Origin of the sequence: Granulicella sibirica, from assembly GCF_004115155.1 — a bacterium.
GTDB classification, from domain to species: Bacteria; Acidobacteriota; Terriglobia; order Terriglobales; family Acidobacteriaceae; genus Edaphobacter; species Edaphobacter sibiricus.
The window spans coordinates 1,310,362-1,337,136 of the sequence record NZ_RDSM01000001.1 but is presented as its reverse complement, the minus strand read 5'-3'; the positions used below and the strand labels follow the sequence as shown (position 1 = coordinate 1,337,136).

15 protein-coding genes and 1 tRNA gene are annotated in these 26,775 nt (G+C 59.8%); 11 read left to right on the top strand and 5 right to left on the bottom strand.

The features are described 5' to 3' along the window. Positions 1 to 9: 9 nt before the first annotated feature. Both GRAN_RS05630 and GRAN_RS05625 read right to left on the bottom strand, forming a co-directional pair. Positions 10 to 1,548, bottom strand: a complete 1,539-nt coding sequence (locus GRAN_RS05630) for a GH39 family glycosyl hydrolase (RefSeq protein WP_241654347.1) — start codon at positions 1,546 to 1,548, stop codon at positions 10 to 12. A gap of 159 nt (positions 1,549 to 1,707) precedes the next feature. Beyond that, the gene (locus tag GRAN_RS05625) at positions 1,708 to 5,271 is read right to left on the bottom strand and encodes a TonB-dependent receptor (RefSeq protein WP_161570857.1); all 3,564 of its coding nucleotides are present in this window, start codon (positions 5,269 to 5,271) and stop codon (positions 1,708 to 1,710) included. Positions 5,272 to 5,489: 218 nt separating this feature from the next. Between GRAN_RS05625 and GRAN_RS05620 the strand changes: the two genes are divergently transcribed. The 4 genes from GRAN_RS05620 (at position 5,490) to GRAN_RS05605 (ending at position 9,093) form a co-directional block, all read left to right on the top strand. Continuing rightward, positions 5,490 to 6,533 carry a LacI family DNA-binding transcriptional regulator gene (locus tag GRAN_RS05620; protein WP_128911979.1) on the top strand — a complete coding sequence of 348 codons (1,044 nt, stop codon included), beginning with the start codon at positions 5,490 to 5,492 and terminating at the stop codon, positions 6,531 to 6,533. A gap of 263 nt (positions 6,534 to 6,796) precedes the next feature. Then, complete coding sequence (locus GRAN_RS05615; RefSeq protein ID WP_161570856.1) at positions 6,797 to 7,681, top strand: helix-turn-helix transcriptional regulator; 885 nt, start codon at positions 6,797 to 6,799, stop codon at positions 7,679 to 7,681. A 73-nt stretch (positions 7,682 to 7,754) separates the two neighbouring features. Continuing rightward, the gene (locus tag GRAN_RS05610; protein ID WP_128911977.1) at positions 7,755 to 8,696 is read left to right on the top strand and encodes an MBL fold metallo-hydrolase; all 942 of its coding nucleotides are present in this window, start codon (positions 7,755 to 7,757) and stop codon (positions 8,694 to 8,696) included. A 1-nt stretch (position 8,697) separates the two neighbouring features. After that, positions 8,698 to 9,093 (top strand): DUF302 domain-containing protein, encoded by a 396-nt coding sequence (locus GRAN_RS05605; protein WP_128911976.1) that lies wholly within the window; start codon positions 8,698 to 8,700, stop codon positions 9,091 to 9,093. Here GRAN_RS05605 and GRAN_RS05600 read toward each other — a convergent pair. Genes GRAN_RS05600 through GRAN_RS05590 form a run of 3 tightly spaced genes read right to left on the bottom strand, consistent with a single transcriptional unit; the run spans position 9,090 to position 13,720 of the window. Further along, a complete protein-coding gene (locus tag GRAN_RS05600) occupies positions 9,090 to 9,719 on the bottom strand; it encodes a response regulator (RefSeq protein WP_128911975.1) in 630 nt (209 codons plus the stop codon). The two genes, GRAN_RS05605 and GRAN_RS05600, sit on opposite strands and share 4 nt — an antisense overlap. 4 nt (positions 9,720 to 9,723) lie before the next feature. After that, the gene (locus GRAN_RS05595) at positions 9,724 to 12,804 is read right to left on the bottom strand and encodes a sensor histidine kinase (protein ID WP_128911974.1); all 3,081 of its coding nucleotides are present in this window, start codon (positions 12,802 to 12,804) and stop codon (positions 9,724 to 9,726) included. Beyond that, positions 12,779 to 13,720 carry a glycoside hydrolase family 16 protein gene (locus GRAN_RS05590; RefSeq protein WP_128911973.1) on the bottom strand — a complete coding sequence of 314 codons (942 nt, stop codon included), beginning with the start codon at positions 13,718 to 13,720 and terminating at the stop codon, positions 12,779 to 12,781. The genes GRAN_RS05595 and GRAN_RS05590 overlap by 26 nt, the downstream gene beginning before the upstream one ends. 358 nt (positions 13,721 to 14,078) lie before the next feature. On the opposite strand from GRAN_RS05590, the gene GRAN_RS05585 reads away from it, so the two are divergent. The 7 genes from GRAN_RS05585 (at position 14,079) to GRAN_RS05555 (ending at position 26,586) form a co-directional block, all read left to right on the top strand. Continuing rightward, positions 14,079 to 16,436 (top strand): glycoside hydrolase family 31 protein, encoded by a 2,358-nt coding sequence (locus GRAN_RS05585; RefSeq protein WP_128911972.1) that lies wholly within the window; start codon positions 14,079 to 14,081, stop codon positions 16,434 to 16,436. Positions 16,437 to 16,488: 52 nt separating this feature from the next. After that, entirely contained in the window at positions 16,489 to 17,985 is a 1,497-nt protein-coding gene (locus GRAN_RS05580; RefSeq protein ID WP_128911971.1) for a sodium:solute symporter family protein, read from the top strand. A 36-nt stretch (positions 17,986 to 18,021) separates the two neighbouring features. Next, the gene (locus GRAN_RS05575; protein ID WP_128911970.1) at positions 18,022 to 18,789 is read left to right on the top strand and encodes a glucosamine-6-phosphate deaminase; all 768 of its coding nucleotides are present in this window, start codon (positions 18,022 to 18,024) and stop codon (positions 18,787 to 18,789) included. After that, entirely contained in the window at positions 18,786 to 19,931 is a 1,146-nt protein-coding gene (locus tag GRAN_RS05570; RefSeq protein WP_128911969.1) for an N-acetylglucosamine-6-phosphate deacetylase, read from the top strand. The genes GRAN_RS05575 and GRAN_RS05570 overlap by 4 nt, the downstream gene beginning before the upstream one ends. A 42-nt stretch (positions 19,932 to 19,973) precedes the next feature. Continuing rightward, positions 19,974 to 20,063: transfer RNA gene (locus tag GRAN_RS05565), tRNA-Ser, on the top strand. 461 nt (positions 20,064 to 20,524) lie between these two features. Continuing rightward, the gene (locus GRAN_RS05560; RefSeq protein WP_128911968.1) at positions 20,525 to 22,156 is read left to right on the top strand and encodes an aminotransferase class V-fold PLP-dependent enzyme; all 1,632 of its coding nucleotides are present in this window, start codon (positions 20,525 to 20,527) and stop codon (positions 22,154 to 22,156) included. 536 nt (positions 22,157 to 22,692) lie between these two features. Further along, entirely contained in the window at positions 22,693 to 26,586 is a 3,894-nt protein-coding gene (locus tag GRAN_RS05555) for an Ig-like domain repeat protein (RefSeq protein ID WP_128911967.1), read from the top strand. The last annotated feature ends 189 nt before the right edge of the window (positions 26,587 to 26,775 follow it).

Genomic DNA, 26,775 nt, shown 5'->3' with positions numbered 1-26,775 from the left:
ATCTTCCGGCTACTTGATCTCCAGAACGTAGAGACCCTGGGGTGGGACGTCAAGTTGTACCTTTCCGTTCTGCATCGGAAGAAGCTCGATGGGGGCGGGTTGTCCGGCCCCCTGAAGGTCGTGAATCTGTCGTTGGGTGAGGAGAGCAGGACGGCCCATGGCGTCGTAAGCCTTGAGAACGTTGCCGTGATTCTCATCGAGGCGATAGAGGATGGCTTTGGCGTTCGAGGGAAGGTTTTTGAGATCAAAAGAGAAGGATTTTGAAGGACCGGTGGATTCACCAGAGGTGTAGTGAGCACCTGTCCCGATGGGCGCGGCGTAATTCCAGAGGGCGATGACGAGGGTTCCGTCGGCCCTGCGAGTGACGAGGGTGGATGGGTCGGGTGAGGGGAGACGCGTGTCGCCGAGGCGGTGGAGCATCGCGAAGGCGTTAAGGGCAGGTTTGGGGATGCTGTCGGCTGCGAGGAGACCGAAACCTCCATAGAAAGGAGTGCGGACCACACCCTGTTCTTCAAAGACGTCTGAGAAGGCCCAATAAGCCATGGACTCGGTGAGGCCGTCGCACTGGGCGATATTATTTGCCAGCCACGAGCCCAGGTAGATGGAGTCGGTGACGTTGGGCTCGTTGGCGTAGCTGGCGTTGTACTCGGAGAAAATGAGGGGCGTTTTGGGCAGGGGCGAGGCCAGAATCTCGGTGTGGACCTTGGCGACGGCGCGGGCGACCATCTTGTCGCGAGGCACGTTTTCCTTAGTGTGGAGGACGTCTGGGGCGGTGTCGTTCGCGTAGACGTGGGTGCTGGCGAAGTCGACCGGAACGTTGTGATCGTGGCAATACTTCAGAAAGTCTCCGACCCACGCGGCTTGCGCGGTGGCGGGGCCACCGACGCGAATGCTGGTATTCACCTGCTTGAGGGCGCGGGCGGTGTGCTCATAGAAGGTGAAGTAGGTGCTCTGCTTGGGATTGCCGACCCAGAAATCGATATTGGGCTCATTCCAGACCTCGAAGTTCCATTGTGAGACTTCGGCTATGCCGTAGCGGTCGATAAGGTGCGAGGCGAAGGCGGCGATCATGGCGTCCCACTTCGCGTAGTCGGCGGGTGGGGAGACGTTTTGCTTGTACCAAAATGCGTGAAGGGCCTTGGGGTCGGAGGCCAACTGGCGTGGCATGAAGGAGAGTTCCACGAAGGGTTGGACGTGGTTGGCGAGGAGACCGTCGTAGATCTGGTCGACGTAGGAGAAGTTGTAGGGGGCGGCGGCGGTATCGTCCTTGCGGGTGGCCTGGCCGGGGGTAACGTAGACGCGGTCGGGGTCGTAGATTCCGACCTCGTCCATAAAGATGCCGTGGAAGCGGATGGACTTGAAGTCGGTGGCTTGCTTCACGGTGCGGAGGTCATTGCGGTAGCTCTCGCGGAGGGAGAGGATTGCTCGGCCAGAGCCGAAGGTCTGTTCCCAGAAGTGGGGAAAGGGAGTGCCGGTTTGGGTCGCGTCGATGGTCTGAGCGGGGGCGGTGAGGGTTAGGAACAGGGTTAACAGGAGGGGGAGGCGCATTGTGTGTCTCCGTGCTTGCTTAGAGCGTACCTCAGCGGCTGAAGCCATTTTCTGGCTGATGGCTTTAGCACGACTGAAGACGTGCCTGTAAGCAAGACGGTCGGTATGCCGGGCGGGTTGTGCGGTTGGTGCAATTGGTGCCGGATTGTGTGTCGATTGCTAGAACTGGATCCGGGCAAAGAATTCGATCTGGCGGCCGGCATCGGCTGCTGTTGGTTTGCCAAAGTTGCTGGCTGCGCGAGCGGCCGCGTCGGTGGGACTGGACGGGTCGGCTCCTACGATCTGAGCGGCTCCTCCGGCGTTGCCGTTGGTGAACGGGGTGAGATTGAGGGAGTTGAAGGCGTTGAAGAAGTTTGCTTGGAAGCGGGCGGTGATGGTGTGGTCGAGGATGTGGAACTTCTGCTCGCGGGCAGCGCTCAGGTCAATGTCGGTGTAGCAAGGACCGGTGAAGGCGTTGCGACCGATGCCGGGGCGGTTGGGCGTACCGGCAGGCGGGGTGAGGACGAACTTCGTATTTACAACGTCGAGACCCTGGAGATAGAAGCCGTTCTGGCAGCTTGACTGGAAGCCGCCGAGATAAGCGTACGGGCGGGTAGGGCTGATGGTGGCGGCGTTCGTCACGAAGGGGTTGCTGGCGGAGTTGGCGACAACCGGAGTGAAGGGGAAACCTGTGTGAAAGGTATAGATTCCGTTGATCTGCCAGCCATTGGTGACGATGTTGAGGGCTTTGTGGTCTCCGCGTGTGCCCTGGATGTTCCATAGGCCGCTGACGGTGATGCGGTGGCGGGTGTCGTAGTCGGAGGGGCCCCACTCGGTGTAGTTGTTGGCGGGGTTGGTCTGATTGGCGAGGGAGTTGGCACCGGAGCCGTTGGAGACCTGGTCGAGCGACTTGGAGTAGGTGTAGACGGCGTCGAACTGGTAGCCGTTGTGGAAAGTCTTGGCGAGATGGACGTTGCCGGCGGCGTAGTTGGAGTTGGAGTCGGTCTGGAGAAAGTAGGCGGCGTTGAAGATCTGCTGCGCGGGCTGGGAGTAGAGGAAGTTCTGATTGACGAGGCGCGGCAAGTGGTGGGCGGTTGAGCCCTGGAAGCCGACGGTCAGCGTGAAGGTGTCTGGAAGCTGGTACTGGGTTTCGAGCGCGTAGAGGTAAGCGTAAGGGGTCTTCACGCGGGGTGGGGCGCCGTAGACTTCGATGCCGATGGGAGAACCGTCGGCGGCGACGGGGAGGCCGTTGACGATGCGGGTTTTGAGGGCTGGGTTGGGGGCATAGGCGAAAGGGGAGTTGGTAGAGGCGACGCCATATTGGATCTGGTTGGCGGCGAGCGGGGTTCCAAAGTCGGCAGCGTTGGTCCCGCAGCAGAGGCCGAAGGAGAAGTAGCCGGGGCCGTCTTCGACGGCGGTGTCGAGGATGGAGAAGTTGAGGCGGTTCATCGCGCGGGCGACGCCTCCGCGGATGACAGCCTTGCCGTTCAGGCTCGGGGGCGACCAAGCGAAGCCAACTTTCGGAGTTACCCCTGTGTAATCGGAGTTGAAGAAGTTGTTATGGGGAGTAAGGGTGGCGGCAGTGAGTTCGCTTCCGGCCGGGCCGAGGACGGGAAGGTTCACCTCCATGCCCTTGTTGTGGAAGGGAGAGAAGTACTCGTAACGGACGCCCGTGTTCAGAGTGAAGGTGGGAGTAACCTTCCAGTCGTGCTGGACGAAGAGGCCGAGGGTTTCGGAGCGAAGGTAGCGGGCAGTATTGGCTGGGCCGCCAGTGGTAGGGTCGGCAGTGATCCCTTCGTAGATGGGGGCGTTGTTGGCGAAGTTGAAGAGGCCCTGGAAGGAGTACGTGGGGCGGGCATTGCCGGCGAGGTTGTTGTTGTCCTGCTCCCAGCGGTACTCGCCGCCGATCTTGAGGGTGCGTGGGCCGTGGACGAAGGTTACGGCGTCGCGGACTTCGTAAGTGTTTTCGGCGAGGATGGCAGGCGAGGTGGGTCCGGCAGAGGTTCCATAGTTGACGTCGTTGCCGCCGGGGATGGTCTGGATATCGATGTACGGAATGCCATAGTTGACGGTGCCACCGGCGTCAGTGACGGCGTTGTCGGCGAAGCGGGTGGCGTTGGCGCGGAATTCGTTGAGGATGTTCGGGTTGAAGGTGTGGATGTAGATGGCGGTGGCGGCTTCGTTCAGGGGCTTGAAGGGCAGGTCGCCCTGGGGGCGGGATCCGGTGGCTCCGGAGGTGCCGTAGTTATCGAGCTTGGTGACGTAAACGCTAGCGGCAAACTGGTCTTTAGGGGTGATGAGGTAGTCGAAGCGTCCGTTGAACTGGTTGCCGTGAGAGTGGCTGGGAATGAGGAGCTGGGCGTACTGAAGGTCGGCGATGCCGTCGAGGCCAGCGCCGGTGGAGAAGCCTCCAGCGTTGCGAGTGTAACCAGCCATGCATGCCTTATTGGTGGTCGTGCCGTCGCAGTTAGCCTGGTAGAGGTACGTTCCGTTTGCAGTGGCGGCGGTCGAGAAGGAGCCGACATCCATGCCGTTGCCGACGATCGCGCAGGGATATCCCTGCGCGATGTAGTAGGAGCAGGTTGGTGTGAGAACCTGCGCGACGCGCGGGGTGACACCTCCGGAGGAGAGAATCTGGCCGGTGACGGTGGAGGGACGCGCGGCCAGGACGGCGGCGTCGTACGCGGGCGTTTCGACGAACTGATTCACGTAGGTATTGCTCACGAACTTATTGCCCTCGAACGAGGCGAAGAGAAAGATTTTGTCTTTCTTGATCGGACCCCCAAGCGAGCCGGCATAGTCGAGCACGCGGTTGTTGACCCGCAGCGCCATGGCGTTGCCGCCACCGAGCCCGCCAACCTTGGCGTAGGCGTTGAGTCCGGGTTGATCTTCGCGGAAATAGAGACTGCCGTGGACGGTGTCTGTGCCGGACTTGGTGACAGTCTTGATCTGGGCTCCGGAGTTGCGGCCATCTTCGGCGGAGAAGGAGGTCGAGAGAACCGTGATGGAGCCAACGGACTCCTGATTGGGGGTGACGACGGCGGCGCCGGCCTGGCCGAGGGAGTTCACGCTGACGCCATCGATGAGGTAGTTGTTGGCGGCGACTTGCTGGCCGGCGGCGCTGATCTGGATCTGATTTTCGGTCTGGAAGATGCCTCGGTTGGACTGGCCTGCGCCGGCTCCGTTGGGTAGGAAGACGGCGTTGCCTGAGCCGGAACGGGCGGAATCTCCGGTGATGCCGGGGGCGGTGCGGAGGAGCTCGTAGACATCTCCGCCGGTGGAGGGCAAGCGCTGGATGGTCTCGGAGTCGATGGTGCTGCCGATGGAGGCGTCAGAGGTCTGGAGGCCTGGGCGCTCATCTGCATTGACGGTGATGGTGTCGCTCGCGCCTCCGGTGGTGAGGGTAACGTCGGCGGTGGCGGGAGTCTCAGCGGCGACGGCGATGTTGCTGATGGATGCGCTCTTGAAGGTAGCGGCGGAAACGTTGAGGTTATAAGTACCGGGAGGGAGTTCTGTGAAGGTGTACGTCCCGGTGTCTCCGGTGACGGCAGTCCGGGTCTGCTGAGTGGCTGGGTTGGTGAGAGTGACCGTGGCTTTGGAGACGACGGCGCCGGTGGAGTCCTGCACGGTCCCGCTGAGGCGCGCACCAAACTGCGCGAAGGCGGCTGGAGCGATGCAGAGGGTGAGGAGGAGAATTGCCGGAAAGGAGCAGAAGCGTAACGCGATGGCCCTGGTGATGCTCATGTACTGCCTCCAAAGTTGATCCTGCTGCCGTTTGGGGAGTGCTGGCGGCTGTACAGGGCTACGGACGTGCTCAAACCTAACTACCTGCGCGAGCAATCGTTTGCCTGGCCACGGCATTCTGTCGAACGACATAGACGCCTGTCAAGCGAGGGGTGCGATCATGGTCAATCGGGTGCCTCGCCGGATGTGAGATTCTTACTCAAAGGGGAAGTGCCAATTTGAGTGCCGAGGAAAAGAAGGTACCTCCCGCCGCGAGTCTTAGGACGCTGGCAGACTATCTCGGCTTGTCTACGGCGGCCGTGTCGCGAGTGCTGAGCGGCTCCCCCGCGGCGCGCTCGATTCCGGCTGTGACGCAGGAGCGAATCTTCGAGGCGGCGAGGAAGTTTCAGTATCGGCCGAACGTGCTGGCTCGGTCCTTGCGTTCTCAGAAGAGCTTGACGATCGGGGTGATGGTTCCGGAGGTGAGCGAAGGCTATGCGACGCTGGTTCTGAGCGGGATCGAGCAGAAGCTGCTGGAGGAGGGTTACTTCTACTTTGTGGTGAGTCATCATCATAGGCAGGAGAGGATCGCGAAGTATATGGATCTGCTGCTGGCGCGTGCGGTGGAAGGGATCATCGCCGTGGACACGCCTCTGGAGCACCCTCTGACGGTACCTACGGTGGTGGTGTCGGGGCATCGTGAACCAGAAGGGACGATCAATATTCGTTTGAACCACAAGCTTGCCGCCGAACTCGCACTCGATCACCTGATTGAGCTTGGGCATAGGAAGATCGCGATCATCAAAGGCCAGGTCTTCAGTTCGGATACCCAGATACGGTGGAAGTCCATCGTCGCGGCTGCCAAGAGGAGAGGGCTTGTGCTTGACTCGACGCTGGTCGAGCAGCTTGATGGCCTGGGACCGGGAAACGAATTGGGGTACGCGGCGACGCGGAGGTTGCTAGAGGGAGGACGGCAGTTCAGCGCTTTGTTCGCCTTCAACGACAGTGCGGCGATTGGAGCGATGAAGGCGCTGGTCGAGGCTGGTCTAAAGGTGCCGGGCGATGTGTCCGTAGTTGGGTTCGACGATGTGCAGGGAGCAGCCTTTCAGAGCCCCGGGCTGACGACCGTGGTGCAGCCACTGCGCGAGATGGGAAGTCTGGCGGCGTCGACCCTGCTGGACAAGATTCTGGGACGACCAACTCCATCGAATTCGAAGGTCTGGACCGTAGATCCGGGGTTCGTGGTCCGCGGTTCGACAGGACCGCTGCCAGACCACGGCTAAGGCATCACCCAAAAGAGCGTCGTTGGCACGACCCTATCGTGTGTGTCGGTAATGAGCCTGACCCCGTAGAGTGGGGCTACCAATCCTGATTGTGGCTTCGCGCCGAGGAAGGGGAGTCTCCCATGGATACGCAACGATTGTCATTTGAACGAACGGTTCCGCCAGGTTTTTCGAGTCGCAACAAGGAATTAGCGGGCTATCGGCTTCGGTCGTCCTCCGGAGATGGGAGTGGGATAGCGGATCCAGTTGCCCATGGGGAGCACATGGCTGCGTATCTGGGGGTAGACGTTACGGCATCCGTGGTGGTGAAGACCAAGAGGAAGGCTACGCTTGCGGTGACGCGGATGCGTTCGGATAGGGCTTTCCATGAGTCGACATCGGCGCTTCCGGCTGAGCCTGCCTTCCTTGTGAATCTCTACCTCAAGGACGTGGCAATGCATCGGTGGCTGCTGAAGGACGGGGCAGATGCGGAGCATATCTTCTCGATGCCCAAGGGTGGAGTGGGGATTGTGAGTCTCGAGCGTGGAGACACTCTCTTGCAGACGAGTCCCTTCGACTGCCTGCAGTTCTACGTGTCAAGAGCTGCCCTGGACGAGATTGCGGATGAGCATGGAGCACGGCGGGTGGAGACGCTGAAGTGTCCGCGAGGGAAGATCGACCCGGTCATCAACCAGCTTGCGGCGACGATCCTAGAGGCGATGAAAGCACCAGGGGTGTCGCACAGGCCATTTCTTGATCACGCATTGCTGGCGCTTCTTGCGCATTTTGCGCGAGTGTATGGGGAGATGCGGCTTGAGAACGTGCCGGCCCGGGGTGGGCTCGCTCCATGGCAGACGCGCCGCGCGGTGGAGATCCTGACTGCGAATATCGAGGGAGAGCTCTGCATGGCGCATGTGGCGCGGGAGTGTGAGCTTTCCGTGAGTTACTTTGTGCGTGCTTTCAAGCAGACGATGGGTATTCCCCCGTACCGCTGGCTTACAGAGCAGAGGATTAAACGAGCGAAGGAACTCCTTCTGCATCCTGCCATGCCGATGGCGGAGATCGCGATCAAGTGTGGGTTTGCTGATCAGGCGTGCTTCATTCGAGCGTTCAAGAGAACGGCCGAGGGCACGCCGGGTGAGTGGCGGCGGGCGCATCGGGCCCACTGATTTGCGATCCGGACGGAGATCGTGCGTGTCACGCGGAGGGGAGCTTCATGAGCGTTGATACCGGGCGGCAGCGATGACCGTTGGATCGCGGCGGGAATTTCTTGTTGCGGGTGGATTGTCGGCGGGAGTGGCGCTCCTCGGTGCGCGTGCCCTGGGTGCGGGAGATGACGGTGTCGTTCAGAGGATCACGAAGGATGCAGCGACGGCCAGCATCGTGGTGCAGCACCTGCGGCGCGACATCGACTTACTGCGCGGTTCGGGAGGGAACGTTGCAGTCCTCAGTGGACCTGACGGAAAGGTTCTCGTGGACGCGGGGCTCAGCGTATCAAGGCCGAGAGTCTCGGATGCGTTGGCTTCCATCAACTCCGATCCGATACGCCACTTGATCAATACGCACTGGCATTTCGACCACACAGATGGGAATGCGTGGCTCCATGCGTCGGGCGCGTCGATTGTGGCCCATGAGAATACGAAGAGACATATGGCGACGGCAACACGCGTCGATGCGTGGGACTACACGTTTCCGGTCGCGCCCTCTGGCGCCCTCCCGGAGGCCGTATTTTCGTTGACTTATCGGATGCACTTAAACAATACAAGCCTGTTGCTGAAGCATTACCCCCCGGCGCATACGGATAGTGACCTCTCGGTTACGTTCGGTGAAGCGGACGTGCTGCATGTGGGGGATACATGGTGGAATGGTTCTTACCCATTCATCGATTACTCGACGGGTGGGAGCATCGACGGGACAATTCGCGCGGCAGGGTCGAACCTCGCCGTAACGACAAATAACACGCTCATTGTTCCTGGGTACGGGCCGGTGGGTGGGCGGGGTGAGCTTAGCGGCTTTCACGAGATGCTGCTCGATGTGCGGGAAAAAGTGGCGGCGCTCAAGAAGGCGGGACGCTCGCTGAGCGAGGCCGTTGCCGCGAGACCGACCTCTGCCTATGATGCGACGTGGGGAAGATTTATCGTGACCCCGGCGGAATTTATCGGGCTGGTGTATCAGGGAGTGTGAGATGGATTCAGTGAAAGGCGATGGACTGGCACACCTGGAGAGCCGCTACAGTGTCGCGGAGACGATTGCGAAGCTCGAGGCGGTGGTGGTGTCGAAGGGGCTCATGGTGCTGGCACGGATCGACCATAGCGGTGACGCGGAACGAGCAGGGCTGGCAATGCGACCGACGCAACTGCTGATCTTCGGGAACTCAAAGGCGGGCACACCGCTGATGATCGCCGCGCCCTCGATTGCGATCGATCTCCCGCTTAAAGGGCTGGCATGGGAGGATGCGCACGGTAAAGTCTGGCTCTCCTATAACAAACCGGAGTACCTGATGAAGCGACATGGTGTGCCTGAGGAACTGATGGGCCGGATTGCCGGGATTACAGCCATCTGTCAGGCAGCGGTGAGCTAGAGTTGCATGATGCCACGGCGGAGTGCGATCGCGACGGCCTGGGTGCGGTCCTGGGCGCTTAGTTTCTCCATGATATGGCGCACGTGACCTTTGACGGTGTCTTCCGAGATGAAGAGTTTGGCGGCGATCTCGCGGTTGCGATTGCCTTCGGCGACGTGTTTGAGGACGTCGATCTCGCGAGCAGTGAGGCTCTCGCCTCCCATGTGTTCGGCGATCTGGGTCGCGACTTCGAGGGGGACGCGCTTCTTGCCGGCGTGAACCTGGCGGATGACCTCAACGAGTTCTTTGGGCGGCATGCTCTTGAGCACGTAGGAGCGGGCCCCGGCGGCCATGGCCTGTTGAACTTCGACGTCTCCGCAGAAGGTGGTAAGGATCACGATGCGGGCGTTAGGATAGTCGGCGCGAATAGCCGACATGGCCTCGATGCCGCTCATGTCGGGCAGGCGAAGATCCATGAGGGTGACATCGGGGTGATGCTGACTGAACGCGTTGACGGCCTCGCGGCCGTTTGAGGCTTGCGCGACGATGGTCATGTCTGGCTGATTGTTGATGACGGCTGCAATGCCTTCCTTCAGGAGAGGATGGTCGTCAACACTGAGGATGCGGATGCGCGGAGATTCGCTCATGGCGTTACCTTCTATCTTTTGGGGCGCTTATCCATTGTAGACCTCGCAAAACGAAGCCTGGCATCAGTCTCGCGGCTTCCGGTGGGGCTTGGTAGGCGATTTGCGCGGGAACGATCAGCTCGACCTCGGCTCCGCCGTGGATGCTGTTGACGATGCGAAGCCTTCCGCCGATCCGCTGCGCTCGCTCGCGCATCCCGGGAAGCCCCCAGTGTCCTTCACGACCGGAGCGGAGGACTTGTTCGTCGATGCCGCAGCCGTCGTCGCGGATGGAAAGGCAGAAGTTACTGACGCTGTAAGTGAGTTCTACATCGATGGCGTCGGCATCTGCGTGCCGGAAGGCGTTGACGAGTGCTTCGCGACCGATGCGATAGACCTCATCACGGATAAGTGGATGCAGTGGTCGAAGCTTTCCTACTGCCTGGAGCCGATAGGAAACGTGTTCATGGATGGCAAGTTCCTGGGCAACTCGAGCGAGAGACTGCTCAAGATGGTCAGCATTGCGGTCGCGGGAGCGCAGGCCGAGCAGTGCGTTCCTGCCTTCGTCAACCACTTGGCGCATAAGTTGGAGAATGCGGCCGACCGCGGGTTTCACGGGGGAATCACTCGCAAGCTGGTCATAGGCGATATCAAGTTGCATCGAGGCGCTGAGGCAGCCTTGTAGGAGGGTGTCATGGAGTTCCTGAGCGATGCGGGTGCGCTCGGCGAGACGCTCCTCAAAACGGAGGTTGAGTTGAGCGGTCATCTGCAGCATGCGCAGGCGAAAAGCGAGCAGGACCGCCGCCATGACGGCGACGATGCAAAGGACGCGGAACCACCATGTCTGCCAGAGAGTGGGCTCAATGATGAAGCGGGTGACTGCTTCGGGGCTATTCCATTGACCGTCACTGCTTGAGGCAAGCACCCGGAAGCGATAGGCGCCCGGGTCGAGGTTGGTGTAGATGGCTTCGCGGGTTGCAACGGGTGCACTCCAGTCTCGGTCGAAGCCGTCGAGCTTGTAGCGGAAGCGGACGCGCTCGGGAATGGAGAGGCTCACGCCGGCGAAGTCGAATACGATACGTTGGCTGGACGCCGGAATGTGAGGGACGGCGCGGAGATCGAAGGATGCGCCGTCGGCCGATCCGTTTTCGATTTGCGCGATAGCAGGAGCGCTGCTCAAGCTGCGGGCCGGATTCGTGACAGAGATGCCGCGACCCATGGAGAACCAGACCCGTCCCAGGGGATCTGTGGCCACGGACTGGCTGCGGCGGACGCCCTCAACGCTTTGAAGACCATCGGCAAGGCCAAACTCTCGGATACCTGAGCTATTCATCGAGGCGTGCAGAAGCTCGTCCCTGTTGAAGCGGAGCAGATGCGCGGCCGTGGTTACCCACATGGAGCCTTGACGATCCCCGGAAATGCCAAAGATGGGCCGGTGGAGCGTATCAACAGCCGCGGGTGGAACGTGGACCCCGGTCGCGCTCAGGAACGCCAGGCCCTTGGTCGTCCCAACCCAAAGGACATTCGAAGGATCGGCGTAGAGGGTATCGATCTCGTCGGAAGGCAGGCCGTCCTGGGTTACATAGGTCTTCCATCGGCCTGCAGAGAATGCGGTCAGACCCGAGGTGGTACCGAACCAGATGGTGCCATCAGCGCTGTCCACGACCGAGTTGACGGTGTCGGAGAGGAGGCCGTTGGCGACGGAATATGTGGTGAAATGGCCATCGCGGAGCACACTCACGCCGCCGCTGAGGGTGCCGGCCCATATGGCACCATCTCGGCTTCGGTGGACGGTATACACGCTGTCTTGGGCAAGGCCGTCGCGGTGGGTATAGGTGTGAGCGGTGATGTGTTTTTGATCGTACGTGAGATGGGTGAGGCCTCCACGTTGTCTCCCAATCCAAAGCTCGCCGTCGGAGCCTGCAATCGAGTAAATGATATCCCTGTTGAGACCATCCACTGTCGCCTGAGAGATCTTGCCGTCCTGAATCCAGAAGAGACCGCCTTCGATCGGGGCGAACCAGATCCTGCCTATGGAGTCAGCATAGATAGCTCCATTCGTGTTTGAGGGTAGACCTTCCTTGACGGAGAAGGTGGAGAAGGTGGCGTCGCGGAGGCGGGAGATCCCTCCGGTTCCGCCTGCCCAGAGGTTTCCTTCACGATCTTCGAAGATTGAACTGATCGTGCCGATCGACTCGACGTTACTGAGCGGGATGACGCTGCCATGGGGGCTGACCCGCAGCATACCTTGGGCGGTTCCGATCCAGATGTTCCCGTCGCGATCCGAGGCCATGGTGAGCGCCTGGACGTGTGCGAGCGCGGCGGGTGCCGGGGAAGAGGTAAGGTCCTGGCCGTTCCAGTGGACGACACCGTTGTCGGTTCCGACCCACAGGTCGCGATCGCTGACGGCCAGCAGGGTATTGATCTTGGTGTCAGGAAGTCCATTGCGAACTGGGACGAGCCTTCCGTCACCGATGTAGAAGAGTCCGGAATCGCGTGTGCCTTTCCAGAACTTACCATCGCCGGTGCGGGCGAGCGAGATGACGAGGCTGTCGGGCTCAAAGCGGTCGTCCGGGATATCCTCGAACTGTTTTCCGTCGAACTGAAGGCTGCCCCCTGTGACCATGGTGAGGATAGGTGCATCGTTCTTCTGTGGATGCATGACGCTGATGACGCCCGAGCGTTGCCTGGTATGAACGGGGACCTCGTGGAAGGCGCCGCTCTGATAGCGGAGGATGGTCGAATCCTGAAGCCGAATCCAGAGGCTCCCGTCGGGCGTTGAGGCGAGGCTAAGGATATTGCGGAAGGAAACGGGCATCGAAGCGGGAGGTGCGACGACGCGGAAGGCCGTTCCATCGAAGCGAATCAATCCCTCGTCGGATCCGATCCAAAGATAGCCATCCGGCGTTTGAGCGATGCAGTGCACGGCTCCTCCAGGAAAGCCGCTTCCCACGCCCCAGGTGTCCTCGATGTATTGTGAAGTCGCTTTTGTGGGATCGAGAGCGCGGGCGGGAGAAAGTATGCAGAGCAGCACGAAGAGGATGAGCAGGAATCGGCGAGGTGCATGCGCAATGGCCATGGTCTCAAGGAAGATATTCGAACCGGTCAAGGACGACCTCGGTTTCGCGAGGCTCTCCGAGATGGCCGACTGGAATTGAAAGATTGAGATGAACGGTTTCGGTGCCGGGAGTAGGGATGCCGGAGGTGAAGACATGTTCTGCAACGGGTAAGGCGTGGCTTTTGCCTGCCGCGGTGCGTTGCGAGGTGAACGAAACGCGGCCGGGCTGCCAAAGGAAGGAGTTCGTGAGCGAACCGGCAGGAGCGGTGAACCGCGCAACATTCTCAGAGATGTAGTACGGCTGGATGACGAACTGCGCGTTCTTGTTGTCGGGCTTGCTCCATCGGCTCAACTCGATCGCGATCTCTCGATAGTTCAGGTTCGCCGACCTCTCATCGAAGGTATAGGTACTGAACGCCGGAATTGGACCAAGTTGGGAGACGTCGTGAACCGTAAAGCGGTATGTGCCGTAACCGAAGCTTCGGGTGAGATAGACCTCCGCGCAGGTCCATATGCCAGAACGACGGCTTATTTTGAGATGGAGAGCCCCGTTGGAGTCGGTCCAAACGTTGTCCGGGTCGTAAATATTCCACTGGCCATTGCGTGGACTCTCCATCTTGCGCGTTGTCCAGTCATATCCACTGAAATGAAGAGTTTTGGGCGAAGGAGCGGGGCCGACACGATCGGGACCGGCATACCCAATGGCGACTACATCGCCGCCTACCGGCGGGAGTACGGCGAGCTTCACGGGTGGCGTGAAGCCGGGGTTGACGAGAAGCGCGGCATACTCCAGGCCAAGATGGATGGACGCTTGCCATTGCCCATCGGTCCCGATCGCGGTAAAAGGACGTCGCATCAGCGGCTGGACATACCACTGATCAGTCTTGGCGTAGATCACGATCTGCTGGCCGGGGTGGGCTCCGCTGACCGTCCCGCTGATGGAAGCGAGCTCGGTGCGCCCCCCCATGCTGGCTCCAGGTATTTGCCGGAGCGCCACGGAGGGATCACCACGAAGTCGAGAGGAGCGGCAACTCGCCAGAAGACACAGGCCCAGGAGCAGAAGAGTTCTCTTCCGTGGCGGATCGTACGAGACGATTCGTGCAGGGAGTCTCATCGTGCCTCATCATATCGTGGTCCTCCGCATCGGCCGTGTTGGTAGACGTGAAATTTGTTTAATGGATTCAACGTTAGCGGGAACTGTGAGAGTTCTATCCTTCATCATAAGTGTCGACGATGCTCCAGAGCCGCAGCGGTGCTTCTTATGAGACCATCAGCGGTATTCAGTGTGACATCACTTTCAGGCTTGTTTGGACGAGGAAGCTGGCATGGATATGCGGACGATTGCGGTAGGGTTGTTGGTGTTGGGCTGTATGGGAGCGGGGGCACAGCAGTTGAGCCTGAGCCGGGCGGAGGCAACGGTGCTGGTGGAACCGTATGCGCCGAATGTTGTGCGGGTAAGTCTGAGCCTGCGGAAGGACGACGCGCTGGCGGGGCCGGGGTATGGGGTGACGGCGAAGACGAATGGTGCGGGTTGGGCGGTGCAGAGCGGCGTGGAAGGGGATGTACTGCGGTCGTCGCGGATGGTCGTAACGGTGACTCCGCAGGGCGCGAAGTATGCGCCAACCGGGACGGCGGCGGACATTGCGAAGTTCTTCAACGGCTCGACGCCCGGGGTGGGGATCTCGATCATGACCCCGGAAGGTGCGTCGCTGGTCAAGATGCAGGGATGGCAGATGTCGGTGCCGAATCACAAAGATATGAACGCGGATATTCTGCATGATCGCCGGTCAGGGGATGCGCCATTCTTCCAGGTGGGAGCGACCTTCGCTTCGCCACCGGATGAACACTACTACGGGCTGGGACAGAACCAGGAAGGGTATCTTGACCGGCGGGGACATGCGGTGCGGTGCGCGCACGATTACAACGCTCCCGCGGGACAGAGTGTTTGTGTGCCATTCGTGGTTACGAATAAAGGATACGGGATTGTCTGGGACAATCCCTCTGCGACGACGGTGGCCTTTGGGTTCAACGATCAGACGCGGTGGACGTCGGATGTGGGGCAGAGGGTTTCCTTCTTCGTGATCGCTGGAAAAACCTATGACGAGATCTATGAGGGATATCGTCTATTGACCGGGGATGTGCCGATGCTGCCGAAGTCAGCGTATGGGTACATCCAGTGTAAGCAGAGATATACGAGCCAGGAAGAGTTACTCGGGGTGGCGAAGGGATATCGCGAGAGACATTACCCCATTGACGACCTAGTGGTGGACTGGTTTCACTACACGAAGATGGGTGAGATGGATATGGATCCGGCGAAGTGGCCTGACCCTGTCGCGATGAACAAGCAGCTACACGCGATGAACTTCCACACGATGATCAGCGTATGGCCACGGTTCATTCCGGAGGATCGCTACTATGGGACGATCCTAAAGAATGATTGGTTCGAGAAGCTTGCGGACGGGACGCCGACGAACGGTCTGCCGTATGACCGGGCGGGAGCCGATATCGATACGACGAATCCGGATGCGGCGAAATGGTATTGGGGAGTCGTTAAAGATAACTACGTGAAGATGGGCTTCGACTCGTTCTGGGCGGATGAAACGGAGCCGGATCTGCCTCCGAATGGAAGTTACTTCCATGTCGGTCCGGGGACGCAGTTCTTTAATGTGTATCCCTACTTTCATACCAAGGCGTTCTATGACGGTATTCGTCACGACTTAAGCGAGCGGGCCTTGATCCTGGCACGGGATAGTTATCTTGGCGCTCAGCATAACGGGACAATCTTCTGGTCATCGGATATCAGCGCGAATTGGGATACGTTGAAGCGGCAGGTGCCTACAGGCATCAACTTCGTGGCATCGGGGATGCCTTACTGGAGTACAGACATCGGCGGATGGCAGTTCCTTCCGGAGAAGCATGTTCCGGAGAGGCCGGTACTGCTCGACCCATCGGATGCGCGGGCTAATATCGAGCACTATGACGACTATCCGGAGTTATATGTGCGGTGGTTTGAATATGGGGCGTTTCAGCCGAACTTCCGGAGCCATGGGAGCAGGCCGCAGAACGAGGTCTGGTCCTATGGCAAGGCGGCTGAGCCGATTCTTGTGAAGTATCTCAGGCTGCGCTACCAGATGATGCCCTATCTGTATTCCCTTGGGCATATGTCGCATGAGACGGGCGCGCCGTTCATGCGTGGATTGTTCATGGACTTCGGCGATGATCCAAAGGTTGCGAACCTCGGAGACGAATACATGTTTGGACCTTCGATCCTTGTGGCTCCGGTGACGGAGCAGGGAAGAACGTCGCGTGAGGTGTACCTTCCGGCGGGAACTGACTGGTATAACTTCTGGACCAACGAGAAGGTTCATGGAGGGCAGAGCATCACCGTTGCTGCGCCGATCGAGACGATTCCCCTCTTTGTGAAGGCTGGGTCGATTCTGCCATTGGGAGCGCCGGTTGAGAATACGAACGATTTGCAGCAGATCGCGAAGCTCCGAGTTTATCCGGGGAGGGACGCGGACTTCGAGCTGTATTCGGATGATGGGACGACCTATAAATATGAGAAGGGCGACATGCAGTTGACGAAGCTGCACTGGTCGGAGAGCGTGGGGAAGTTGACGAGGGAGGGAGCAAAGCTGGACGTGGACTCAGAAGCTGGGCTCGTGGAGGTGGTGGGCAAGTAGTGGATCACTACAATCAAGGGATACTGAAATCCAAAGTCGCCGAGGGGGCCAGTTGGGCATTCTGGATTGGTGCGTTCTGACGGCTTACTTCCTGGTGATGCTGGGGATGGGCCTGTGGGCGCGGACGAAGGTGAAGACCGCGAGCGACTTCTTTACTGCGGGTGGGGCGATGCCGTGGTGGCTATCGGGGATCTCGCACCACATGTCGGGATATAGCTCGGCGGTCTTTGTGGCGTATGCGGCGATCGCGTATACGGCTGGGTTCAGCATCTACATCTGGTGGGCGTGCTCGATCGCCACGGCGCTCGTGATCGGATGCAACGTGTTCCCGGCGCGGTGGTCGCGGCTTCGGCAGAGGCTCGGAATCATCTCGCCGCTCGAGTACCTGGTGACGCGCTACGACCTGCCGACCCAGCAGGTGCTCGCCTGGAGCGGTGCGCTGCTGAAGGTGTTCGACGTCGGTGCAAAGTGGACTGCCGCAGCTATTCTGCTGCAGGTGTTCGCGGGCGTGCCGCCGCTTTGGGGCGTGCTGCTAACAGGAACTGTGACGCTGGCTTATTCGGTTGTGGGAGGGCTTTGGGCGGATGCGCTGACGGACATGAGCCAGTTTGTCATCCAGGTGTTTGCCGGGGTAGTGATGCTTGTAGCGGTGATGGCCAGGCTTGGGGGCTTGTCGTCATTGTGGACGATATGGGGACGGCTGCCGCCGGGGCACGCGCGTCCGTTCGTGGGGCAGTACACTTGGGCATTCGCAATCGTGTATCTGCTGATCAATACGCTTTCATACAATGGGGGGACGTGGAATCTGGCGCAGCGATTCATCGCCGCGCCTTCAGGAAAGGACGCGAGAAAGGCGGCATTGCTATCAGCAGGGCTTTATCTTGTGTGGCCGCTTGTGCTGTTCTTCCCGATGTGGGCGGCTCCTTTGCTTCTGCCAAATCTTGCGGACGCAACACAGTCATACGCCTTGCTGACGAAGATGCTTCTTCCTCAGGGGCTGATTGGACTTGTTCTGGCGGGGCTGTTCGCGCACACGATGGCAATGACGTCTTCGGATGCGAACGCGATTTCGGCGGTGGTGGTGCGGGATATTTTGCCGGCGTTGCGGAAGGATCGGCAGAGACCAAGCGATAGCGCTCAGCTTCTGTCGGGGCGCATCTGCACGCTGCTGTTTCTTGCAATGAGCATGGGCATCGCGTTGAGCGCGGATCATTTTGGCGGGGTGATGGGGCTGATTATCCTTTGGTACGGAGCGCTGGTCGGGCCGATCGCGATTCCGATGCTGTTCGGGATGCTGCGGTTGTTTCGGCGATCGGGACCGGCGGCTGCACTAGCCTCGTGGGCAGTGGGGGCTGTGGCGTTCGGGTTGATCAAGTTTGTCTTTCCCCGTCGGATTGATCAACTCCCGGGAGACCTTACCACGACGATTACAGTCGCGGGGCCGGTGCTCTCGTCGTTGTTTATCTTTCTTGCGGTTGGTTTTGTGTGGCCTTCGAGAGATGCAAAGGCTGACGCACTGATCCAACTCATCAAGGAGGACGCGGCGTAATGGATCAGATGTTCGAAGCGAATTAGAGAGGGAGCGATGTTGAATCGAAGTGAATTTGCGCCCGTCGTGAGTGAGTCTCGCAGGGACCTCGGCTCAAGGGCCGCAGCTGATATTGCGGCTGAGATGCGGGCGCGGCTCTCGTCGCAGGCGAAGGTACGCATGATTTTCGCGGCGGCACCGAGTCAATCGGAGATGCTGGCTGCACTTGTGGCTGCGCCGGAAATCGAATGGGGAAGAGTTACGGCGTTTCACATGGATGAGTATCTTGGGTTGGCTGAATATGCTCCGCAGCGGTTTGGACTCTGGCTGCGTCGTAATCTGTTTGACCGTGTGACGCTCGGCGAGGTGAACCTCCTCGAGCCCGGTGACGACCCTGAGGCTGCAGCAGAAGGATACGCTGCAAAGCTTGGAGAGGCGCCGATCGATATCGTGTGTTGCGGGATCGGGACGAATGGGCATCTGGCCTTCAATGATCCTCCGGCGGACTTGAATGATCCGAAGGCAGTCAAGGTCGTCGCCCTGGACGCTGCTTGTCGTCAACAGCAGGTCGATGACAAGTGCTTCGCGGCATTCGACGAAGTGCCGACGCATGCGTTGACGCTTACCGTGCCACGGTTGATGGCAGCGGAGAGTATCTTCTGTTGCGTGCCCGGGCCTCTGAAGAGAGAGGCGGTCCGACGGACGCTCGAAGGACCGATCAACGGGACGTGTCCTGCGTCGGCGTTGCGGATGCATCCCCATTGGAATCTTTATCTTGATATCGAGTCGGCGAGTTGGCTCTCGAGGGTTGGCTCGGCTCGATGAGAACGATTGCCGGTCGCGATCCGCGGACTGGACGCCCGATCGAAGTGACGATCGAGGACGGGCGCATTTCTTCGATCCGGGACGGAGACGAGACCGAGACCGCCTGGCTCTCGGCGGGACTTGTGGACCTCCAGATCAATGGCTACGCCGGATGCGATCTGAATGCGGAGGGGCTGACTCCAGAGACTGTTGTGGAACTAACTCGCCGGGTCCTTGCCACCGGCGTGACGACTTTCCTGGCGACCCTGATCTCAGCGCCGGAGAAGAGGATTGTCGAAGTGCTGGCCGCAATTGCGGAGGCGCGAAGTAGGGATTCTGTCGCAGAGCACATGGTTGCGGGCGTGCACATGGAGGGACCGCATCTTTCCGGGCAAGATGGGTCGAGGGGAGCACATTCACGGGAGTTCTTGCGGCCACCATCGCTCGAGGAGTTTGACCGCTGGCAGGCCTCTTCGGGCGGGCTCGTGAAGATGGTTACGGTATCTCCTCATTTCTCGGAAGCGCCTCCTTACATTGCCGGACTGCGCGCGCGGGGGGTGCATGTCTCGATCGGGCACACACACTGTTCGGCAGAAGAGATCCGGGCTGCGGCTGCGGCTGGAGCGGAACTGTCGACGCATCTCGGTAATGGCCTTGCCGATCCACTTCCGAGACACCCCAACCTCATTTGGGCGCAGCTTGCGGAGGACCGGCTGACGGCGATGCTGATCGCCGACGGCCACCACCTGCCGGACGACACTCTCACAGTCATGCTTCGGGCTAAAGGGTTGGAGCGGTCGATCCTGGTGTCGGATGCGGTAGCGCTTGCCGGCATGCCGCCTGGACGATACAGGGCGGCTGTCGGTGGGGATGTAGAGTTGAGCGCGGATGGGAGCCTTGGGCTTGCCGGAACCCGTTTTCTCGCCGGGGCCACGAAGCCGCTGAAAAGTGGCGTCGCCCAAGTCATGAGGGTAATGGGAACCCCCTTATGGGATGCGTTGAGGTTGGCGACAGCAAATCCTGGGCGTTTTGTTGGAGGCCGAGGCATTCTGCGAGTGGGAGCGGACGCGGACCTGTTTCGCTTTCACATTGGAGGAAGCGGGGAGTTGGATGTGGAATCTACGATGATTCAGGGCCAAGAGGAACAATCCTTGGTCGGATGATCGTTTTGCGCAGGACGCGGTCGCGTACTAGACTTCAGATACGGAAGAGTGGCCGAGTGGTTGATGGCTCCAGTCTTGAAAACTGGCGTACCTGAAAAGGTATCGGGGGTTCGAATCCCTCCTCTTCCGCCATTTTCTGATTTTAGGAATTCCCAAGACATCCCGAGCCGCACACAAATCCCCCGAATAAAGAGGATTTTCCGTCTGTTGCTGTCCGATACGGTACTTTGGAAGCGAATGCTTTTGAACTTCTTCTGAAAGTCGACAGGATCACCATAACCTGGCAAATCGAGCGTACCGTTGAGGGCCTCGCGGCAAGACCGCGATACCCGACTCAGGAATGTCTTCGGTGTGGGGCTGGAATGGGATTGAAGTCCCGCCTCTTCAAAGAGGCCTATTTGTAGAGGAGGTAGGGGGCGGTGTCGGCGCGGAATTTTGGAGGGCTGGGGCCCAGGTAGCGGCGATGTCAACTACCTCAGACGCACACGCCTCATCTTGCAGCCCTAGAGTTGCGGAAGCTCTGTCATCCTGAGCGAAAAAGTCAGAGTAACCCAGCTCTACCGCAACTGGACAACCCCTCCTAGGAGAGAAATATGGCAATTCCGAAGAACTGGTCCCGCCGCGAAGTCCTGAAGCAGTCCACGATGCTCACCGCGACCGCCGCGCTCACCCCAAATGCCGTCGCCGCCGCACTCACGCCCGCCAAGCCGACCAAGTTCATCGGGGGTCAGGTCCTCAACCCCAACGAAGTCCCCTTCACCGACGGAGACTTCCACGACAACATGTACACCCGCATGGGCATCCGTCCCATGATCAATTGTCGCGGCACCATCACCGCAGTCAGCGGCTCCACCTCCCTGCCCGAGGTCAAGCAGGCAATGTACAACGCTTCCCTTTATCACGTGCGCCTCGACGAGATGATGGAGGCCGTCGGCGCCGAGTTCGGCAGGCTATGCGGCGCTGAGTGGGGCGTCGCCACCACTGGAACCGCCGCCGCCACCTGCCTCTCTACCGTCGCCTGCATTGCTGGTACCGACGTCGAGAAGAGCCAGGCCTTGCCCTACATCAAGCAGAAGGACCAAGTCCTCATCCCCTCGCACTCCCGCAACCCCTACGACATCGGCGTGCGCATGTGCGGCGTCGAGATGGTCGAGTTCACCACGCCCGAAGAGCTCCGCGCCAAGATGTGCGAACGCTCCGCGATGCTCTACATTCTCGCTAACCCCCACTGGGACAACACTCCCATGGGCACCAGGAACCTCGCCGCGATCGCCCACGAAAAGGGCATCCCCGTCTTTGTGGACGCCGCCGCCACCGAGCCCAACAACCCCAACCCCCACATCCAGGCCGGGGCCGATCTCGTCGCTTACTCCGGTGGCAAATGCATGCGCGGCCCCCAGTCCTCGGGCCTCCTTATCGGCAACAAGACTCTCTGCAAGGCCGCCTACTTCCAGGGCGCACCTCACCATAACTTTGGCCGCGCGATGAAGATATCCAAGGAAGAGACCATGGGCCTCCTCGCCGCTGTCCGCGCCTGGCACAAGCGAGATCACGACGCCGAGCAGGTCATGTGGACGGCATGGATGCAGAGTATCGTCGATCGCCTCAAGGACATCCCCGGCGTGACCGCGGCCGTGCTTCCGACGCCGCCACCCGGCTCCATCGATCGCAACCCCGGCGTCCACGTTGAGTGGGATGCGGAGACCATCGGCATTACGGGCACCGAGCTCTCCCGCAAGCTCGACAACGCTCCAACCCGCATCTCCATGGCCGGCACCGGCACCCGCCCCGAACACATGAAGAGCTCCGTCACGGTCTGGGCCTACATCCTCACGCCAGCCGAGGTGAAGATCATTGCTGACGCCATCCACGACGGCCTCACCAACCCCGGCTCCAACCCAGACCCCATCGTCCCCGCCGGCGCGCCCGCCACAGTATCCGGAACCTGGTCTGCCACCATCCACTACGTCCGCGGCACCGGCGAGCAGACCTTCCTCCTCAAGCAGGACGGCAATACCTTGAGCGGCGAACAGCGCGGCGAAATCTACGACGCAACCTTCAAGGGCACCATAAATGGCGATCAGATTACACTCAGCAGCGTGCTGCCGGTGGTCGACTACCCGTTACCCTGCAACTTCAAGGGCAAGGTCAGCGGAAAGACCATGTCCGGCACCGTCTCGCTGGGCGAATATGGCGAAGTCCCCTGGGAGGCCATCCAGTCCTAATCACCACACCGCGGGTTCACCTAAATCCAGTCTGCCAGTCAGTTCTGCGTGTAGGCGGCAAAGGCATCCTCTGGCCGACTCGCCCGACTCGAACGCAGCCTCCAGAACCGCCATTTCCGTAACCCCTCGCGGTCCGAAAAGCAGTTTATGGCGTTGCATTGACCAACTGAACTAGCACGACTTTCCGGGAATCGAGTAAGCGGTCCCCGACGATCGGTGAGTGCGTTGGCAATTTCGCGCTAGAAGCCTTTCATAAAGGCTACCGTCTGCGATGCCGCTCCCTTAGCGAAAAATCCAGTCGATTCCTCGGAGCACAATAGTCTGCTTAACACGATGCCCGAGTCACTTCGCGCTGTAAGTTCGGTTGGTGCGAGAAACGCCGTAACCCTCTTATCAGGGCTCCTTCTTCAGTCTTACCCTCGCTGCCGCCCGCAAATGCTTCGCCGGAATGTAACGAATCTCAGACTTCGGCCACTATCCCCTTGAACGGCATTCCTGCTTACCAATTCCGCTAATTCAGCTTCTGGAGAACGATCATGCAGCTTGCAGGCTCCTCACGTCATCCCTTCAACGCTTTCGGCAAACTGGCAGGTTTGTTGGTCATACTCGCCGCTTGTGGCATCTTATCGGCAAGGGGCCAACAGCCCGAGATCCGGGAGATACAAGGTTCTCCGTTGCTGGCCCCATCGGAGCGTGTCCCGTTCCTGACCCCACAGGCAGTGCGCGAAGGCAGGGCCGCACTCCTTAATCACTACAACCCCAACCAGAAGCTTCGTCTGGTACTGAACATTCGGCCTCCGCATCTCGCCGACGAAGATGCGTTCATCAAAGAACTGACCACCAAGGGCTCACCTGGCTTCCATAAGTTCCTTTCTCAGGACGAGTGGAACACCCGCTTCGCTCCATCTGCTGAAGACGAGCAATCGGTCGTCGATTGGGCGGAGAGCGCCGGTCTCGCCGTCACAAAGCGCTTCCCGAATCGTCTGCTGGTCGACGTCGAAGCGACCGCCGGCACTATCGAGCATGCCTTCGGCGTCACCATGAACAACTACCAGGTTGGTGACGAAGTTGATTTTGCAAACGACCGCGATCCGGTTATCCCAAGCAGGCTTTCCGGCATTCTAGGCGCCGTTGTTGGTCTCAACAATATCGAAAGAGTGCAGCGCATGGGCACCTCGATGCCAACCATAAAGGGTCCGGACTACGTCGCTGGTCCTGCGCTCACTCCGCTTGACAAGCTGCAGCTCTCCGGAACTCCATCGAAGGCTCCTTGGAACAAACCCGCAGCGAGCATCGCGAAGCAAAAGAAAACTCGGACGTCGACCGGCTTTGGAGCCAACGATTCCTATTCTCTGGACGACAAAAATGGTACTTACGCCATGGATCCAGCGAACGTCCAGAGCTCCCAGGGTTACGACTACAATGCGCTGCAAAGGTTTAGCGGGTGCTGCAACGTGCCCGGAAATCCCGGTGGTTCTCCGCCCGAATCCTCCATCGCGCTTGTAGGCTACGGCAACTACAACGCCTCCGACATCGTCACCTTCTTCCAGGCTTACGGCATGGCGGCGAATGTCACCCCGTACTGCATTGACGGATCGACTTGCCCGGCAGTCGATGGAGAGGCGCCTCTCGATGTTGAGTATTCCGGCGCGATGTCTAACAGTTACGGCTCTTATCTGGACACTGCGGCCATCTACGAGTACGAAATGACCAACAACTACTGGAGCACCTTCGAGGACGCCTACAACGATGTCCTGAGCGACGGGAAAGCCAAGGTCGTGTCCACAAGCTATGGCGGGAGTGAGGATCCCAATTCGACCTCCGCCAATATCGAGACCGGCACCATGCACAGCATTCTGAACAACATGATTGCTTCCGGAATCACCCTGATTGCCGCCTCGGGCGATAAGGGCGCGTCCGCGGACGGCTCGACGACATCGGTCCAGTATCCGTCCGCCGACCCGAATTTCCTTGCGGCAGGTGGAACGCAGCTCAATCTTTACACCGACGGCACATTCCTCAGTGAGAGCGCTTGGCAAGGCTACACGTACAGCGGTGCCAGCAAACAGAACTATGGTGGCAGCACCGGCGGCAGAAGCGTCCTCTTCGCTGCTCCTTACTGGCAAACCATGAACAACGGCAGCTCCGGCACCTATCCGAACGGCGTCCAGTCTCCCTACTACTCATGGCAGACCGTCAACGGTACCACCACCGAGTACGTCAACACCAACTACAACAGCCGCCTCCTACCCGACCTCGCGCTGACAGCGAACCCGGGAGTTCTCGGTCAGTGGTACTACAGCGGTGGAGCATGGCTCAATTACGGCGGCGGCACCAGCATCGTCGCGCCGGAACTTGCCGGCTTCTTTGCGCAGGAAAACTCCTACCTCGACCGGATCGGCAACGTCTGCGGAAGCGGCTCCTCGCCCTGTTCACCGGTCGGCCTCGCCTCTCCCTTCATCTACGACGCAGGCCTCTACGGCGCTCCGCATGATCCCTTCTACGACATGACCAGCGGCTGCAACAGCAATGACGTTACCGTCGCCAACAATCTCTTCTACTACTGCGCTTATACCGGCTATGACCCCATCACCGGCTGGGGCTCGGCCAACATGATGCAGCTTGCCTGGGCAATCAACTGGCAGCTGATTCCCGCGGCAGGCAATCCTTCCCTTACCTTCAGCGGCCCTTCCACAAATGTCTGGTACAACACCGACCAGATAGTCGGCTGGACCCTGTCCGACGCAGGTAGCGGCAACTATCCCGCTCCGGGTGCCCTTGGTTTCACCCAGGGCTGGGACTCGATTCCGGCCGACTCCTATAGCCAACCGCACGGAGGCGGTGGAGACTCCTTCTACACCGGACCTGAGTTCATCAATCCAACTGGCGGCTGCCTCTCGTTCAACGGCGCGTCCGGGTGCGCGGGCGGCAATCAGGGTTGCCACACCGCTTATGTAAGAGGGTGGGACAACCAGGGACGGACGACCTACGCTTCCTATGGGCCGGTCTGCGTTGACACTGTGGCCCCGACCTCCTCAGCCAGTCTCAGCGGCGCGACGAATGGCAGCGTCTACACCGGCGCCGTCACCATCACCATCACCAGTTCCGACTCCACCAGCGGTATAGCCCACACTTATTACTCGCTCGATGGGTCGAGCTACACAGGTTACAGCTCTCCGCTCACCATTGGTGCCACGGCCCGTGGTCCACACACGCTCTATTACTACAGCATCGACAATGCGGGTAACTACTCCTCGGTCAAATCGGCCAGCTTCACCATCTCGTCTATAACCACCACGACCCTTACCAGCTCGTTGAATCCTTCGATCTACGGCGAGGCGGTTACCTTCAAGGCCGCTGTTACAGCCAACCCTTCCGGCGCGCCCACCGGCGCGGTGAACTTTGTTTCCGGCTCGACCGTTCTCGGGTCCGCCAACCTTACCAACGGCGTTGCATCGTTCACCGTAGCCAATCTTGCCGTGGGTACCGGACATATCAACGCCATCTTTGTTGGAAACACTTCCTACCTGGCAAGCAGTTCGAGCGCAGTGACCGAGATCATCAACAAGGCGAACTCGACCACTGCTATCACCTCATCGCTCAACCCCTCGTATTACGGTCAGGCTATCACCTTCAAAGCAACTGTAACTCCTTCGCACGGTGGAGCCGCTGACGGAACCGTAAAGTTCCTCTACGGCACCAATGTTCTCGGCACGGCGACGCTCTCGGGCAACGTTGCTTCCCTTACTCTTAGCAATCTGCCGGTCGGTCCCGCCCACATGAGCGCGAACTACGTCGGTAACAACAACATTGGCGGGAGCAATTCGAGCGCGTTGGCACAGGTGATCAACAAAGCTAAGACGACTCTCGCACTCTCGTCGTCAAAGAATCCGTCGACCCACGGAGCTTCAGTTACCTTCACCGCAAAAGTCGTTGCCGCCTCGGGACCGATCCCCACTGGAGCGATTACCTTCAAGAGTGGCTCCACGGTGATCGGTACTGGAACGCTGAACACTGCAGGTGTGGCCGCTCTTGCGATCAGCACTCTCCCTGTCGGCAACGCTTCCATCACCGCGGACTATGGTGGGAGCGCGAACGATGCGGCGAGCATCTCTGCTGTGCTGGCGGAGACGATCGCTGAAGCGAAAACCACCACCACGATCACGTCGTCACTCAACCCGGCACCTCATGGGACGGCCATCACGTTCACGGCCAAGGTTGTTGCCGCCTCGGGAGCAATCCCGACCGGAACGGTTACCTTCAAGAACGGTTCCACGGTCATCGGTGCTGGAGCGCTGAACACTGCAGGTGTGGCGGCTCTTGCAACCAGCACTCTCCCCGTCGGCACCGCCTCAATCACCGCAGACTATGGTGGGAGTGCGAACGATGTGGCAAGTGCCTCTGCTGTCCTGTCAGAAGTCTCCAAGTGAATGCAGGCCGACGCACTCATCGAAACCGCATCCTCGCTGATAGCACGAATCCCTGAGTTCTTTCAGGTGGCGGTTCAGCCGGAATGGAGATGGAGATCGCCATCTTAGCGCAGCGGTTGAGATCAATCCGTTTGAATAGAACCGAATCAAACCCCCACGTCCGGAATCCGGAGTTTTAGGAGTGGTCGT